The organism is Klebsiella sp. GW_Kp182, assembly GCF_040062275.1.
GTDB classification, from domain to species: domain Bacteria; phylum Pseudomonadota; class Gammaproteobacteria; order Enterobacterales; family Enterobacteriaceae; genus Klebsiella; species Klebsiella michiganensis.
Genome location: NZ_JBEAFQ010000014.1, coordinates 105,251 through 120,256, shown reverse-complemented (window position 1 = coordinate 120,256; position 15,006 = coordinate 105,251). Strand labels below are relative to the sequence as shown.

15 protein-coding genes are annotated in these 15,006 nt (G+C 55.0%); 10 read left to right on the top strand and 5 right to left on the bottom strand.

Features of this window, described 5'->3' with window-relative positions; all coding sequences use genetic code 11:
- The first annotated feature begins 31 nt into the window (after positions 1-31).
- Entirely contained in the window at positions 32-1,675 is a 1,644-nt protein-coding gene (locus tag ABLU88_RS15405; protein WP_348836943.1) for a glycoside hydrolase family 43 protein, read from the top strand.
- 78 nt (positions 1,676-1,753) lie between these two features.
- Complete coding sequence (locus ABLU88_RS15400; RefSeq protein WP_348836940.1) at positions 1,754-2,257, top strand: M48 family metallopeptidase; 504 nt, start codon at positions 1,754-1,756, stop codon at positions 2,255-2,257.
- Here the strand turns inward: ABLU88_RS15400 and ABLU88_RS15395 are convergent.
- Positions 2,237-2,611: a type II toxin-antitoxin system death-on-curing family toxin gene (locus tag ABLU88_RS15395; RefSeq protein WP_103814272.1), complete on the bottom strand. Its 375-nt coding sequence runs from the start codon at positions 2,609-2,611 to the stop codon at positions 2,237-2,239. The two genes, ABLU88_RS15400 and ABLU88_RS15395, sit on opposite strands and share 21 nt — an antisense overlap.
- Complete coding sequence (locus ABLU88_RS15390) at positions 2,608-2,829, bottom strand: type II toxin-antitoxin system prevent-host-death family antitoxin (RefSeq protein ID WP_004105957.1); 222 nt, start codon at positions 2,827-2,829, stop codon at positions 2,608-2,610. Before ABLU88_RS15390 ends, ABLU88_RS15395 begins: the two co-directional genes overlap by 4 nt.
- Positions 2,830-2,988: 159 nt before the next feature.
- On the opposite strand from ABLU88_RS15390, the gene ABLU88_RS15385 reads away from it, so the two are divergent.
- The 3 genes from ABLU88_RS15385 to sstT all read left to right on the top strand — a co-directional run bounded on the left by ABLU88_RS15385 (position 2,989) and on the right by sstT (position 6,699).
- Positions 2,989-3,978, top strand: coding sequence for a Gfo/Idh/MocA family oxidoreductase (locus tag ABLU88_RS15385; RefSeq protein WP_016808035.1), 990 nt, complete (start codon positions 2,989-2,991; stop codon positions 3,976-3,978).
- A 250-nt stretch (positions 3,979-4,228) separates the two neighbouring features.
- Positions 4,229-5,197: a TerC family protein gene (locus ABLU88_RS15380; protein WP_048260487.1), complete on the top strand. Its 969-nt coding sequence runs from the start codon at positions 4,229-4,231 to the stop codon at positions 5,195-5,197.
- A gap of 254 nt (positions 5,198-5,451) precedes the next feature.
- A complete protein-coding gene (gene sstT, locus ABLU88_RS15375; RefSeq protein WP_004105963.1) occupies positions 5,452-6,699 on the top strand; it encodes a serine/threonine transporter SstT in 1,248 nt (415 codons plus the stop codon).
- 18 nt (positions 6,700-6,717) lie between these two features.
- Here the strand turns inward: sstT and ABLU88_RS15370 are convergent, their stop codons facing one another.
- The 3 genes from ABLU88_RS15370 to uxaC all read right to left on the bottom strand — a co-directional run bounded on the left by ABLU88_RS15370 (position 6,718) and on the right by uxaC (position 10,385).
- Complete coding sequence (locus ABLU88_RS15370; RefSeq protein ID WP_014226934.1) at positions 6,718-7,272, bottom strand: YgjV family protein; 555 nt, start codon at positions 7,270-7,272, stop codon at positions 6,718-6,720.
- A 194-nt stretch (positions 7,273-7,466) separates the two neighbouring features.
- Positions 7,467-8,954, bottom strand: a complete 1,488-nt coding sequence (locus ABLU88_RS15365; RefSeq protein ID WP_014226935.1) for an altronate dehydratase family protein — start codon at positions 8,952-8,954, stop codon at positions 7,467-7,469.
- Positions 8,955-8,972: 18 nt separating this feature from the next.
- Positions 8,973-10,385, bottom strand: coding sequence for a glucuronate isomerase (gene uxaC / locus ABLU88_RS15360; RefSeq protein WP_348836935.1), 1,413 nt, complete (start codon positions 10,383-10,385; stop codon positions 8,973-8,975).
- 481 nt (positions 10,386-10,866) lie between these two features.
- On the opposite strand from uxaC, the gene ABLU88_RS15355 reads away from it, so the two are divergent.
- From ABLU88_RS15355 to ABLU88_RS15335, 5 genes are all read left to right on the top strand, one after another.
- Positions 10,867-12,168, top strand: coding sequence for an MFS transporter (locus ABLU88_RS15355; protein ID WP_004854445.1), 1,302 nt, complete (start codon positions 10,867-10,869; stop codon positions 12,166-12,168).
- 127 nt (positions 12,169-12,295) lie between these two features.
- The gene (gene exuR, locus ABLU88_RS15350) at positions 12,296-13,072 is read left to right on the top strand and encodes a transcriptional regulator ExuR (RefSeq protein ID WP_004854448.1); all 777 of its coding nucleotides are present in this window, start codon (positions 12,296-12,298) and stop codon (positions 13,070-13,072) included.
- A gap of 335 nt (positions 13,073-13,407) precedes the next feature.
- Positions 13,408-14,070 carry a DedA family general envelope maintenance protein YqjA gene (yqjA, locus tag ABLU88_RS15345; protein ID WP_004125499.1) on the top strand — a complete coding sequence of 221 codons (663 nt, stop codon included), beginning with the start codon at positions 13,408-13,410 and terminating at the stop codon, positions 14,068-14,070.
- An 8-nt stretch (positions 14,071-14,078) separates the two neighbouring features.
- Positions 14,079-14,456, top strand: a complete 378-nt coding sequence (gene mzrA, locus ABLU88_RS15340; protein ID WP_161506366.1) for an EnvZ/OmpR regulon moderator MzrA — start codon at positions 14,079-14,081, stop codon at positions 14,454-14,456.
- A 149-nt stretch (positions 14,457-14,605) separates the two neighbouring features.
- Positions 14,606-14,974: a DUF1090 domain-containing protein gene (locus ABLU88_RS15335; protein WP_014226939.1), complete on the top strand. Its 369-nt coding sequence runs from the start codon at positions 14,606-14,608 to the stop codon at positions 14,972-14,974.
- Positions 14,975-15,006: the final 32 nt, after the last annotated feature.

Sequence of the window (15,006 nt, the reverse complement as noted above, 5' to 3'; positions counted from 1 at the left end):
CGCTATATTTTGCGCATTAAGGGTAAATACGATGATTCAGAATCCTGTTTTTAAAGGTTTTAATCCTGACCCCAGTATCTGTCGGCGCGGCGATGATTATTATGTGGCGGTCTCTTCCTTTGAATGGTTTCCCGGTCTGCCAGTTTATCATTCGAGGGATTTAAAACATTGGCAATTACTTACCCACGTTCTTACCGATGATAATAATCCGGATTTAAAAAAGCTGCCCTCCGCCAAAGGCATTTGGGCACCGAGCCTGACCTGGTGTGAAGAGGAAAAGCTGTTCTACGTTATTTATGGCGTGATGAATTCCATGAATTCACGTTATTTCGATGTAGATAACTATCTAATTACCGCCAGTGAAATCACCGGCCCGTGGAGTGAGCCGGTTTATCTCCACTCTGCCGGGTTCGATGCCTCCATTTTGCACGACACCGACGGAAAAAAATGGATCGTTTCCCTGGAGTGGGAAACCCGCGAAGGTTACGAAAAACCGGGCGCCATTTGCCTGGTGGAGTATTCGCCGCAAACGCGAAGCGTTGTCGGCTATCCGCAGCGGATCTGGCGCGGCGGTACCGATCGCGGCTGTATTGAAGCACCGCATTTGACGCGCCGCGGCGACTATTACTACCTGATGGTCGCCGAAGGCGGCACCGGCTACGGCCATGCGGTCACCATGGCGCGCGCAACGCAGGTCGCCGGCCCCTATGAAGGCGATCCGCAAAACCCCATCGTCACCTCCTGGCCGGAGAACTTTAACGCGCGCCACGACGCAGACCATCTCAAACCACACTACTTCAATCCGCAAACCTATCTGCAAAAAGCCGGGCACGGCAGCTACGTCGAGACCCCGACGGGCGAAGTCTGGTTAACCCATCTTTGCAGCAGACCCTTCCGCCAGGCGCTGCGCTGCCCGCTGGGCCGCGAGACGGCGATACAAAAGATGGTATGGAGCGACGATGGCTGGCTGCGCATGGCGGCCGGGGGGAACCTCGCTCAGCACCAGGTGGAAAAGTCTAATCTGCCTTCTCAGCCGTTTCCGGCTAAACCAGACAGGGATGATTTTGATGGGCAGACGCTGGATAACGCCTTCTATGCGCCGAGGATCCGCTTTCAGCGCTTTACCAGCCTTGAGCGTAGAGCGGGTTACCTTGCCTTACGCGGTCAGGAGTCGCTGAGCTCGCTCAATAAAGTCAGCCTGCTGGCGAAAAAGCTCACCTCGGTATACGCCACCATCGTCACGAAGATGGATTTCAGCCCGGAGATTTATCAGCACAGCGCCGGCCTGACGCTCTACTACGACAACATGAACTATCTGTTTTTGCATAAAACCTGGGATGAAGCCTCCGGCGCAGCGCAGCTGGCCATCATTTATATGGATAACGGCGAGCGTCACGACGACCCGCAGAAAATCCGCCTTGCGGAGGGAGAAGTCTATCTGGCGATGGCGATTAACGGCCGGGAGATACGGTGCTCGTGGTCCGCGGATGGCGAAAAATACCAAAACATCGGCGCGGTCTACGACACCTCGCGTTTTTCCGATGAATACAGCCGCTACGGCGAGTTTACCGGCGCGTTTGTCGGCATGGCCTGCGTGGATAGCATGCTGCATCGTAAAGAGGCGCTGTTTGACTTCTTTAGCTACCGGGCGGTAGAAAACGCGATAATCGAGTAACGCCGCCTTTCTGGCATCCTGCCCGCGCGGGGTGCTAGAATCCCCGGCAGTTGTCGCTGAATGACCCAAACAGGCTGCATGAGCACTTTAACCTATCTCCAGGGCTACCCTGAATCCCTGCTGGCGCAGGTCACCGCGTTAATCGAACAGAACCGTCTCGGCGAGGTGCTGAAAAAGCGCTATCCGCAGGGTCACGATATCAACAACGATAAAGCGCTGTACCAGTATACCCAGGATCTGAAGTCCCGCTATCTGCGCGGCGCGGCGCCGATCAATAAGGTGATGTACGACAGCAAGATCCACGTCCTCAACAACGCGCTCGGCCTGCATACCGCCATCTCCCGCGTTCAGGGCGGCAAGCTGAAGGCGAAAGCCGAAATTCGCGTCGCCACCGTCTTTCGCGATGCGCCGGTGGATTTTCTGCGGATGATCGTGGTGCACGAGCTGGCGCACCTGAAGGAAAAAGAGCACAACAAAGCGTTCTATCAGCTGTGCTGCCATATGGAGCCGCAGTACCATCAGCTGGAGTTTGATACCCGCCTGTGGCTGACCCAGCTTTCGTTAGAGCGCCAATTGCCGTAACGCATCAGCAAGAACCACTACCGTAGCTTCGCCTGTCGCAGCCAGCACAGTGAGTTCTTCCAACCGGGTATCTTCATCAGCGATAAGATACCCATTGCGGGCCAGGAACGTCATGGTGATAAAAAAAGCAGTCCTCTTAATACCATCATTAAAAATGTGCCCACGCGCGATAGCGACCCAATAGGTTGCAGCCAGTTCAAAAATGTCGTTCACCCCTTCATAGTGAAAGCGGTTCTGTACACGATAAATTATGGCTTCCGCCCGACCAGGATCGGACATACCTTTAACGCCGGGGAGATGTTGTAAAATGCGATCATGAAAGGCAATGACTTCGCTTGCGCTCACCCATTTCATCGATCGGTCAACGCCTTAACTGTGCGGCCGTGTCGCTGCATAATAAAATCAAACTCCGCATCAAGTTTGGCATTCATAAACGTTTCATATTCCGCCTTACTGATCAAAACATTAGACGTTCCATCACGCCGCGTAATTTCAATCGGTTCTCCGCTGGCAGCGGCGTCCATGACGGCCGCAATATTCTGTCTGGCTTCAGATGTACTGTACGAGCGCATAAATTTCTCCCGGCTTGAATTGTACACATTAATTGTACACTTTATGCGTACATCAGACAGCACACCACTCTTCAAGCTTCTGCGCCATAGCGCACTGGTTTTGTCATGATGGCGTGCTACAGTGACGAAAGGTCCCTTTTACGGAGTTCGTCAACGTTTATGATACGTTTCGCAGTTGTTGGCACAAACTGGATAACCAAGCAGTTTGTCGATGCCGCCCATGAAACCGGCAAATATAAACTCACCGCCATCTACTCCCGCAGCCTTGAGCAAGCCCAGGCCTTCGCCAGCGACTATCCCGTCGAACATCTGTTCACTTCGCTGGAAGATTTAGCGCAAAGCCCTGACGTTGACGCGGTCTATATCGCCAGCCCAAACTCGCTGCACTTCCCGCAAACCCGCCTGTTCCTGCGCCATAAAAAGCACGTGATTTGCGAAAAACCGCTGGCCTCAAACCTGCAGGAAGTCGAAGCCGCGATCAAAACGGCGCGGGAAAATAACGTGGTGCTCTTCGAAGCGTTCAAAACCGCCAGCCTGCCAAACTTCCTGCTGCTTAAACAGTCGTTCGACAAGATCGGCAAGCTGCGCAAAGCCTTTATTAACTACTGCCAGTACTCTTCCCGCTATCAGCGCTATCTCGACGGCGAAAATCCCAACACCTTCAATCCGGCCTTCTCTAACGGCTCGATCATGGACATCGGCTTTTACTGTCTGGCCTCCGCGGTGGCGCTGTGGGGCGAGCCTCGCGCGGTGCACGCAACCGCCAGCCTGCTGGAGAGCGGCGTCGATGGCCAGGGCACGGTCGTTCTCAGCTACGGAGATTTCGATGTCACCCTGCACCACTCGAAGGTCAGCGATTCCGCCATCCCCAGCGAAATTCAGGGCGAAGCCGGCGCGCTGGTGATCGAAAAAATCTCCGAATGCCAGAAAGTCTGCTTCGTGCCGCGCGGCGGCAAGCCTCAGGATCTCACCCAGCCGCAGCATATCAATACGATGCTGTATGAAGCGGAGGAGTTCGCTCGTCTGGTCGAAGCCAACGAGGTGGTTCATCCGGGTCTGGAAGTGAGCCGCATCACGGCGAAGCTGCTGAGCGAAATTCGTCGCCAGACCGGCGTGGTCTTCCCGGCGGATAGTCAACCGGTGGCGTAAAGCTGTGTAAATGGTCCGTCGGCCTCCATTGACGCCATTTATAACCTGTAATACTTTGTTACGCGCAAAGGGGAGTAACTTCCTTGCCGGCCGATCGTCATTACGATGCGTGAAAAACCGCATCCGGTCGCCGGGCAACAGATTCTTGTTGTAAGTGAGACCTTGCCGGAAGGCGAGGTCTATGCATAAAAGCGCAGCGGCTACCGTCTTCCGACGTCAGCCGTTTTGTTTTTATGTAAGGAAAATAGTAATGAATACTGTCGGCACACCGTTGTTATGGGGCGGATTCGCAGTGGTCGTGGTCATCATGCTGGCTATCGATCTGCTGCTGCAGGGACGGCGTGGTGCGCATAGCATGACCATGAAGCAGGCCGCTGGCTGGTCCATTCTCTGGGTTACCCTCTCGCTGCTGTTTAACGCCGCTTTCTGGTGGTATCTGGTGCAGACCGAAGGTCGCGCCGTGGCCGACCCGCAAGCGCTGGCGTTCCTCACCGGCTACCTGATCGAGAAAGCGCTGGCCGTGGATAACGTCTTCGTCTGGCTGATGCTGTTCAGCTACTTTGCCGTTCCGCCTGCGCTACAGCGCAGAGTGCTGGTTTACGGCGTACTGGGCGCGATCGTGCTGCGTACGATCATGATCTTCGCCGGCAGCTGGCTGATTTCTCAGTTTGAATGGCTGCTCTACGTCTTCGGCGCATTCCTGCTGTTTACCGGCGTGAAGATGGCGCTGGCGAAAGAGGACGATTCCGGGATCGGCGATAAACCGCTGGTACGCTGGATCCGCAATCATCTGCGCATGACGGATAAAATCGAAGGTGAACGCTTCTTTACCCGCAAAAACGGCGTTATCTACGCCACGCCGCTGCTGCTGGTGCTGATCCTGGTCGAGCTGAGCGACGTTATCTTTGCCGTCGACAGCATTCCGGCCATCTTCGCCGTGACCACCGATCCGTTTATCGTGCTGACCTCAAACCTGTTCGCGATTCTCGGCCTGCGCGCGATGTATTTCCTGCTGGCGGGCGTCGCGGAGCGTTTCTCCATGCTGAAGTACGGCCTGTCGGTGATTCTGGTGTTTATCGGCATCAAGATGCTGATTGTCGATTTTTACCATATTCCCATCGGCATTTCGCTGGGCGTGGTCGGCGGTATTCTGGCGTTGACGCTGCTTATCAACGCCTGGGTCAATAAGCAGAACGATCGGAAAAAACAGCTGCAGTAAGACGTAAACGGCCGGGTGAAGACCCGTTTCACCCGGTCGGCAACGTTTGCCGCGCATTATTCTTACTCATGTCACAAAATAGTTAATACATAGTTAAAAAATAAGATCCCAGCGCGATAAACAGCATTTTACCCTTCCCCAGAAGCGTTCTTTCCGTATACTCAACCAGGCAAACATCTATTTACATCCGGACATAAACGTTACAAATAATACGTAGCCGGGACGGACAGCGACATCACTGGAAGGAATGAATTATGGCAACCCCATCACCCCGATCGACCCTGCTACGGCGACTGGCTCAGGGCAGTCTGGTCAAACAAATTTTAATTGGTCTGGTACTCGGCGTACTGCTGGCGACGGTCTCAAAACCGGCCGCCGTGGCGGTTGGACTGCTGGGGACGCTGTTCGTCGGCGCGCTGAAAGCGGTGGCGCCGGTGCTGGTACTGATGCTGGTCATGGCCTCTATCGCCAACCATCAGCAGGGGCAGAAAACCAGCATTCGCCCGATTCTGTTCCTCTATCTGCTGGGGACTTTTGCCGCCGCGTTAACCGCGGTGCTGTTCAGCTTCCTCTTTCCGTCAACGCTGCACCTGAACGCGGCGGCAGAGAGCATCACCCCACCGTCGGGTATCGTCGAAGTCCTGCGCGGGCTGCTGATGAGCATGGTTTCTAACCCCATTGACGCGCTGCTGAACGCCAACTATATCGGAATTCTGGTATGGGCCGTCGGTTTAGGATTCGCGCTGCGCCACGGCAATGAAACCACCAAAAATCTGATTAACGACATGTCCCACGCGGTGACCTTTATCGTTAAAGTGGTGATTCGCTTTGCGCCGCTGGGTATCTTCGGCCTGGTCGCTTCCACGCTGGCGACTACCGGTTTTGAAACCCTGTGGGGCTACGCCCAGCTGCTGCTGGTGCTGGTTGGCTGTATGCTGCTGGTGGCGCTGGTGATTAACCCGCTGCTGGTGTTCTGGAAAATCCGCCGCAACCCGTATCCGCTAGTGATGACCTGCCTGCGCGAAAGCGGCGTATACGCCTTCTTTACCCGCAGCTCCGCCGCCAACATTCCGGTGAATATGGCCCTGTGCGAAAAGCTGAATCTGGATCGCGATACCTATTCGGTCTCTATTCCGCTGGGCGCGACCATTAACATGGCCGGCGCGGCGATTACCATCACAGTTCTGACCCTGGCGGCCGTACACACGCTGAATGTTCCGGTCGATCTGCCGACCGCGCTGCTGCTGAGCGTGGTCGCCTCGCTGTGCGCCTGCGGCGCTTCCGGCGTGGCGGGCGGGTCGCTGCTGCTGATCCCGCTGGCCTGTAATATGTTTGGTATCCCGAACGATATCGCCATGCAGGTGGTCGCCGTGGGCTTCATCATCGGCGTTCTGCAGGACTCCTGCGAAACCGCGCTGAACTCCTCGACCGATGCGCTGTTCACCGCCGCCGCCTGTATCGCTGAAGACGAACAGCTGGCGAAAAACGCCCTGCGCAGTTAATCTCACCTCTCCCCTCCGCTAACGCGCGGAGGGGTTCTCTTTCTGCCCCGCCTTTTCCGCTTTAAACGGATCGATACCGCGCTTTTGCATCCGCCGGAATCGGATGATATTCAGACCGTTCATCAACAGGAAGCTGCCTTCAATCAGGGTGCCGCCGATCGAGCCCAGCCAAAAGTTGTGGATCACCCAGCAGGCGGTGGAACACCACATGACGCAGCGGACGGTTAGACCCGAGCAGCGAAAGAGCGCCCAGGTACTGGCCAGGGTGCCAATAATCGGCAGCAGCTCCATGGCGTGCTGCAGCTTCGCCAGCCCCAGCACCAGGGTGAGCACGATAAACAGGGCCATCACCCACAGCCTGCGGGTGCGCATGGAGATCAGGGTGCGGACGGTATTCAGCTCGGCGCTCATTCCCGCCGGCCAGGCGCCCATCAAAAAGAAATGCACGCCAATGGTGGCGCTATAGACGGCCAGCTGTAGCTTAAAGCGACGCTCATCGCGGTTGAAAAAGGTCGTAATACCGATCAGAAAGGCGATAACGCCGACGCCCTGGGCAAGCCAGTATGCGGTCATGAAAAGTCCTTATAAAACAAAACGGCGCATCATTATCTGAAACGCCGCTTCCGGAATACCGCCCTTTTATTACTCTAAAGATTTCGCGCCACAGCAAGGCGGCAAGTTTAGACATCCCCGGGAGCTTACTGAAGTAAGTGACCGGGGTGGATAAATGCTGCCAACACAGCGGTGGTGCGAAAGATGACGAGTAATTAAAGGGTGACGCCGCTTTTGAATATCGCCAGCTCGCGGAAATCATTACGCTCATTGCAGGTCTGCTTACCGTTCGCGAAGGCCACAATGGTATCGACAAACTCCTCCAGCAGCTGCGGCATCGCTTTACCGTGAATCAGCTGACCGGCATCGAAGTCGATCCAGTGTTTTTTCTTCGCCGCCAGTTCGCTGTTGGTGGCAATTTTCACCGTTGGCACAAAACCGCCGTACGGCGTGCCGCGACCGGTGCTGAAGAGCACCATATGGCAGCCCGCGCCGGCCAGGGCGCTGGTCGCAACCGCATCGTTGCCCGGGGCGCTCAGCAGGTTCAGGCCGTGCACTTTTAGCCGCTCGCCATAGCGCAGGACGTCGACCACCTGGCTGGAGCCCGCTTTCTGCGTGCAGCCCAGCGACTTATCCTCCAGCGTCGTGATACCGCCCGCTTTGTTGCCCGGCGATGGATTCTCATAAATCGGCTGGTCATGAGCGATAAAGTACTGTTTGAAATCATTAACCATCGTCACCAGCTTGCCAAACGTCTCTTCATCGCGACAGTGGCTCATCAGCAGCTGCTCGGCGCCGAACATTTCCGGCACTTCGGTCAGCACGGTGGTGCCGCCGTTGGCAATCAGATAATCCGAGAAGCGGCCCAGCATCGGGTTTGCGGTGATGCCGGACAAACCGTCAGAGCCGCCGCACTCAAGACCAAACTTCAGTTCGCTCAGCTTACCCGGCTCGCGCTTGTCGTGGCGCATCACTTCATATAGCTGGCGCAGATGCTCCAGCCCGGCTTCCACTTCGTCATCCTGGTGCTGGCAGATCATAAAGTGGACGCGGTCAGGGTCGAACTCGCCCAGCGTTTCGCGGAAGGCATCAACCTGATTGTTTTCGCAGCCCAGGCCGACCACCAGTACCGCCCCGGCGTTCGGGTGGCGCACCATATTTTGCAGCATGGTACGGGTGTTGATGTGATCGTCACCGAGCTGTGAGCAGCCGTAGGTATGGCTGAAGAGATGAACGCCGTCGATACCTTCCGCGTCGTTGGTTTCCTTCAGAAAACGGTTCTGCATCTGGCGCGCCATGGCGTTAACGCAGCCGACGGTCGGCAGGATCCACAGCTCGTTGCGCACCCCGACTTCACCATTGGCGCGACGATAAATCTGGATGTCGCGATCCGCCGGCTGCGCGGCGGGTTCGATCAGATCCGGTTGATAGCTGTACGCGTCGAGATCGCTTAAGTTAGTACGCGTATTATGGGAGTGGATATGTTCCCCCGGCGCAATATCCGCCAGCGCATGCCCTATCGGCAGACCATACTTAATGACGTTGTCTCCCTTCGCAATGCCGCGCAGCGTAAACTTATGCCCGCGCGCAATATCCTGCGCCAACGTGACCGTATCGCCGTCAATGGTGACTACCGTGCCTGCCGCCATATCCGCCAACGCTACCGCGACGTTATCGTGCGAATGGATTTTAATGTATTGCATATCAACCGACCTCTGGTCTTAGTTCAGTTCAATGGCGAAGTAGTCACGCGCATTGTTAAAGCAAATATTTTTCACCATCTCGCCCAGCAGCTGCATGTCCGCCGGCGCTTCTCCCGCTTCAACCCAGCGGCCAATCATCTGGCACAGGATGCGGCGGAAGTATTCATGACGGGTGTAGGAGAGGAAGCTGCGGCTATCGGTCAGCATCCCGACAAAGCGGCTCAGCAGGCCAAGCTGCGCCAGCTGGGTCATCTGACGTTCCATACCGTCTTTCTGATCGTTGAACCACCAGCCGGAACCGAACTGCATCTTGCCCGGCATGCCTTCGCCCTGGAAGTTGCCGATCATGGTACCCAGCACTTCGTTGTCGCGCGGGTTCAGGCAGTAGAGGATCGTTTTCGGCAGCAGGTTTTCTTCGTTCTGTTTGCTGAGCAGTTTGGACAGCTCTTCCGCCATCGGGCGGTCGTTAATGGAGTCAAACCCTACATCCGGCCCTAACAGTTTGAACTGGCGCAGGTTGTTGTTGCGCAGCGCGCCGATGTGGTACTGCTGCACCCAGCCGCGGCGGGCGTATTCCGCGCCGAGGAAGACCAGTACCGCCGTTTTGAACTGCGCGACTTCATGCTCGCAGAGGGCTTCACCCGCCAGACGACGCGCCAGAATGCTATCCAGTTCGCTTTCGTTGGCCTCGGCGAACAGCACCACGTCGAGCGCGTGGTCAGAAACTTTACAACCGTGAGCGGCGAAGTGATCCAGACGTTTGGTCAGCGCGGACTGGAGGTCGGCAAAGCGGCGAATGTCGGTGTCAGACACTTCGCCCAGCTTCGCCATGTAGTCGTTGAAGGTGGCCTGTTCGATGTTGAAGGCTTTGTCCGGGCGCCAGCTCGGCAGTACTTTCACGGAGAATGAACTGTCTTTAGCGACGGCGGCGTGATGTTCCAGCGAATCGACCGGATCGTCGGTGGTGCCGACCATTTTCACGTTCATCTGCTGCATGATGCCGCGAGCGGAAAAGCTATCCTGCGCCAGCAGATCGTTGCACTGATTCCAGATTTCATCCGCCGTCGCCGGAGAGAGAACCTTACCTGTAATACCAAAAGGACGGCGCAGCTCAAGATGCGTCCAGTGGTATAACGGGTTACCGATGGTATGCGGTACGGTGGCCGCCCAGGCGTCAAATTTCTCGCGATCGGAAGCATCGCCGGTGCACAAACGCTCGGCTACGCCGTTAGTACGCATCGCGCGCCATTTATAGTGATCGCCTTTCAGCCAGATGTCATACAGATTTTTGAAACGATAATTCTCCGCGATCTGCTGCGGCGGCAGGTGGCAGTGATAGTCAAAAATCGGCTGGTCTTTCGCGTAATCGTGGTACAGGCGGCGGGAAAACTCGGTATCAAGCAGAAAATCTTCGGTCATAAACGGTGTCATTTTCGTGTCCTCTTCGCCCCCTGGGGAGCCCATCAGATGATTGACTATAATGCTGACAAAGTTATCACACCAATTTCCACAGGCCGAAGTATTTTTCGTGAGTTAGATCAATAAACGATGACAAAAAAAGTACCATCAAAGGAGTAAACGCCCCGCCAGAGCGCGCCAGCTCTGGCCTTTTTCGCATGAACGAATGCCCACACAAACTTTCCCACTTTTGTGACGTCACTCAACTTTTGAAGTTGTATGACAAGTTATCTTGCTGCCGTCGAAACATATAAACCGACGGAATGCATTACCGACGAACTATCACGTCGGATTTACCGGTATGGACACCGAATTAGACACAACAGTTAATGGCAAGGTTCGGGCCATACGAGGTTTCCTCTCCTGAACCCTCCGTTTCACCTTCTTCGCCTCAGTTACAGGGCTGGAAGATAGCCGCACCCGCTGCGGATATATAACAAACGATGAGGTTTACATGCGTAAAATTAAAGGGTTACGTTGGTACATGATCGCACTGGTGACGTTAGGTACCGTGCTGGGGTACCTGACGCGTAACACTGTGGCGGCAGCTGCGCCGACTCTGATGGAAGAGTTACACATCTCCACCCAACAGTATTCCTATATCATCGCGGCCTATTCCGCTGCCTATACCGTTATGCAACCCGTTGCCGGCTACGTGCTGGATGTTTTAGGCACTAAAATCGGCTATGCCTTCTTTGCTATCGCATGGGCGGTGTTCTGCGGCTCTACGGCGCTGGCGGGAAGCTGGGGCGGTCTGGCACTGGCGCGCGGCGCGGTGGGTGCCGCCGAAGCGGCAATGATCCCTGCGGGCCTGAAAGCCAGCTCCGAATGGTTCCCGGCAAAAGAGCGTTCTATCGCCGTTGGCTACTTCAACGTCGGCTCCTCGATCGGCGCCATGATTGCCCCACCGCTGGTGGTTTGGGCCATCGTGATGCACAGCTGGCAGATGGCGTTTATTATCTCCGGCGTTCTGAGCTTTGCCTGGGCGATGGCGTGGCTGATTTTCTACAAACACCCGCGCGATCAGAAAAAATTAACTGAAGAAGAACGCGACTACATTATCGGCGGCCAGGAATCTCAGCATCAGACCAACAACGGCAAGAAAATGTCGCCGTGGCAGATTCTGCGCAACCGTCAGTTCTGGGGTATCGCCCTGCCGCGTTTCCTCGCCGAGCCGGCGTGGGGGACCTTCAACGCCTGGATCCCGCTGTTCATGTTTAAAGTCTACGGCTTTAACCTGAAAGAGATCGCGATGTTTGCGTGGATGCCGATGCTGTTTGCCGATCTTGGCTGTATCGTTGGGGGCTATCTGCCGCCGCTGTTCCAGCGCTGGTTTGGCGTTAACCTCATCGTTTCGCGCAAAATGGTCGTCACCCTGGGCGCGGTGCTGATGATTGGCCCGGGGATGATCGGTCTGTTCACCAGCCCGTTTGTCGCTATCGCCCTGCTGTGCGTCGGCGGCTTTGCTCACCAGGCGCTGTCCGGTGCGTTAATTACCCTCTCTTCCGACGTGTTTGGGCGTAACGAAGTAGCGACGGCGAACGGCATGACCGGTATGGCCGCCTGGCTGGCGAGCACGATGTTTGCCCTGGTGGTTGGCGCGCTGGCGGACACTATCGGCTTTAGCCCGCTGTTCGCCGTGCTGGCGGTTTTCGATGTGCTGGGCGCCGTGGTTATCTGGACCGTGCTGAAAAATAAATCGGCGGATGACGACACGACACCGCTGGAAACGAGTAAACCCGCCACGCAAAGCTAGAGGCACGCGAGTTATCCCCTCCGAAAGCCGCCTTGATTAAGGCGGCTTTTTCGTCTCTTCTTATGGTGAGAAGCGCGTAAAAGTGGTATAACAAATCCAATATTGTCGCCATCTCCCGGGAGCGAATATGGAAATCACTGAATCGCGTCGTCTGTATCAGCAGCTTGCTGCTGAGCTTAAAACGCGCATTGAACAAGGTGTCTACCTTGTGGGCGATAAGCTACCCGCAGAGCGGTTTATCGCTGATGAAAAAAGCGTAAGTCGTACCGTGGTTCGCGAAGCCATCATTATGCTGGAAGTTGAAGGCTACGTTGAGGTCCGCAAAGGCTCCGGCATCCACGTCATCTCTAATCATCCAAAACATCAGCAAATTGCCGACGAATCGCTGGAATTTGCCAATTATGGTCCTTTTGAGCTGTTGCAGGCCCGTCAGCTGATAGAAAGCAATATTGCCGAATTCGCGGCGACTCAGGTGACCAAGCAGGACATCATGAAGCTGATGGAAATCCAGGAAAAAGCGCGTAAAGAGAAGTGCTTCCGCGATTCCGAATGGGATCTTCAGTTCCATGTCCAGGTCGCGCTGGCGACGCAAAATACGGCGTTAGCCGCTATCGTAGAAAAAATGTGGACCCAGCGCGTGCATAACCCGTACTGGAAAAAACTGCACGACCATATCGACTCACGTACCGTCGATAACTGGTGCGACGATCATGACCAAATTCTTAAAGCGCTGATTCGCAAAGATCCGCATGCGGCTAAGCTGGCGATGTGGCAGCATCTGGAAAATACCAAGCTGATGTTGTTCAACGAAACCAGCGACGACTTTGAATTCAATGCCGATCGCTACCTGTTTGCCGATAATCCCGTGGTTCATCTCGATACGGCCGCCAACGGCGTAAAATAGACGTTCTCCTTCTGCAGGGCAGCGATTCCTCAGCTGCCCGCAAAGCCTCAGGGTAAGCAAAGCATATATAGTGTCAGCCTGTGTAAATACACTCGCCACCCTCCTTCGCAATCAGCAAAATCAGAATGCAACAAACTGCAATTTCTATGACGTAAAGTCAGCGGGTTTGTTACAATTAGATGCATTTTGTCGTTCTGAGAGTTAGCTTTGGCTTACTTCACTTTTAAACAGGGAACCGTTCAGAGCGCAGTAGCGACCATAATCTAATAAAAGCTATGTCGCCGTGCATATACCGCGTTCAGACGTGCCGTTAACCGATGTACCAGGAATCGTGAATGGAACTATTAACCCAATTATTGAACGCCTTGTGGGCTCAGGATTACGAAACTCTCGCTAATCCCTCCATGATTGGCATGCTGTACTTTGTCTTATTTATGATTTTGTTCCTTGAGAACGGTTTGCTACCCGCCGCCTTTTTGCCCGGCGATAGCCTGCTTGTGCTGGTCGGCGTCCTGATAGCCAAAGGCGCGATGGGCTTTCCGGAAACGCTGCTGCTGCTCACCGCGGCGGCAAGTCTCGGCTGCTGGCTGAGCTATATTCAGGGCCGATGGCTTGGCAATACGCGAATCGTACAAAACTGGCTATCGCACCTCCCTTCGCACTATCATCAGCGCGCGCATCACCTGTTCCATAAGCACGGGCTTTCCGCACTGCTGATTGGCCGCTTTATCGCTTTCGTTCGTACGCTGCTGCCGACCATCGCCGGGCTATCAGGCCTGAGCAGCGCACGCTTCCAGTTTTTTAACTGGATGAGCGGGCTGCTGTGGGTTCTGATCCTGACCTCGCTGGGATACCTGCTGGGGAAAACGCCGGTATTCCTGAAGTATGAAGATCAGCTGATGTCCTGCCTGATGCTGCTGCCCGTCGCGCTGCTGGTGTTTGGCCTGATAGGTTCGCTGATTGTCCTGTGGAAGAAAAAATACAGAAGCCGGGGCTAACGATGGAGATGACACGCTCCTCTCTGCGTCAGATAAGCTGGGTGCTGGGCGGTTCGCTACTCCTGTGCGGCCTGTTCTGGCTCTGGCTCACCGTGCAACAGCAGGAATCCACGCTGGCTATTCGTCCCGTTAGTCAGGGTATCAGCATGCCGGACGGTTTTTCCGTCTGGCACCATCTCGATGCTAACGGTATCCGTTTTAAAAGCATTACGCCGCAGAATGACGGTTTGCTTATCAAGTTTGACTCCAGCGCTCAGGGCGCCGCGGCAAAAGAAGTTTTGGGCCGCGCTCTACCGCATGGTTATATTATCGCTTTAGTGGAAGACGATGATTCGCCTACCGCCTGGATTTCGCGCCTGCGCGATACGCCGCACAGATTCGGGTAATCCACGAAAATTCCGAATATATTCACCCTGTTTGGTGATTTCCCGGTTTACTTACTATCATTAAGTTTGCGGGCGTCACCAGACTCACGTTACTCAACTGGATAGGGGATATCCTGAGATATTCCCCCACACAATGGAAGGTCGTATCCATGAAACACCGCATCGCTTTGATCCTGGTTCTGTCATCACTGAGCGCCAGCGCCTTTGCCATCTCCCCTTGCCAGGAAAAAGAGCAGGATATCCAGCGGGAGATCAGCTACGCAGAAAAGCATCATAACCAGCACCGTATTGACGGTCTGAAAAAGGCGCTGAGCGAAGTAAAAGCGCACTGCAGCGACAGCCAGCTCAAAGCCGATCACCAGAAAAAAATCGCCAAACAGCAGGAAGAAATTACCGAACGTCGGAACGACCTGCGCGAAGCCGAACAGAAAGGCGATGCTGACAAAATCAGCAAGCGTCAACGTAAACTTGATGAAGCGCAGCAGGAACTGAAAGAGCTGCAGTCTCGCGAGTACTAATCGATTAAGCAAGACCAATATGGACCACTTTA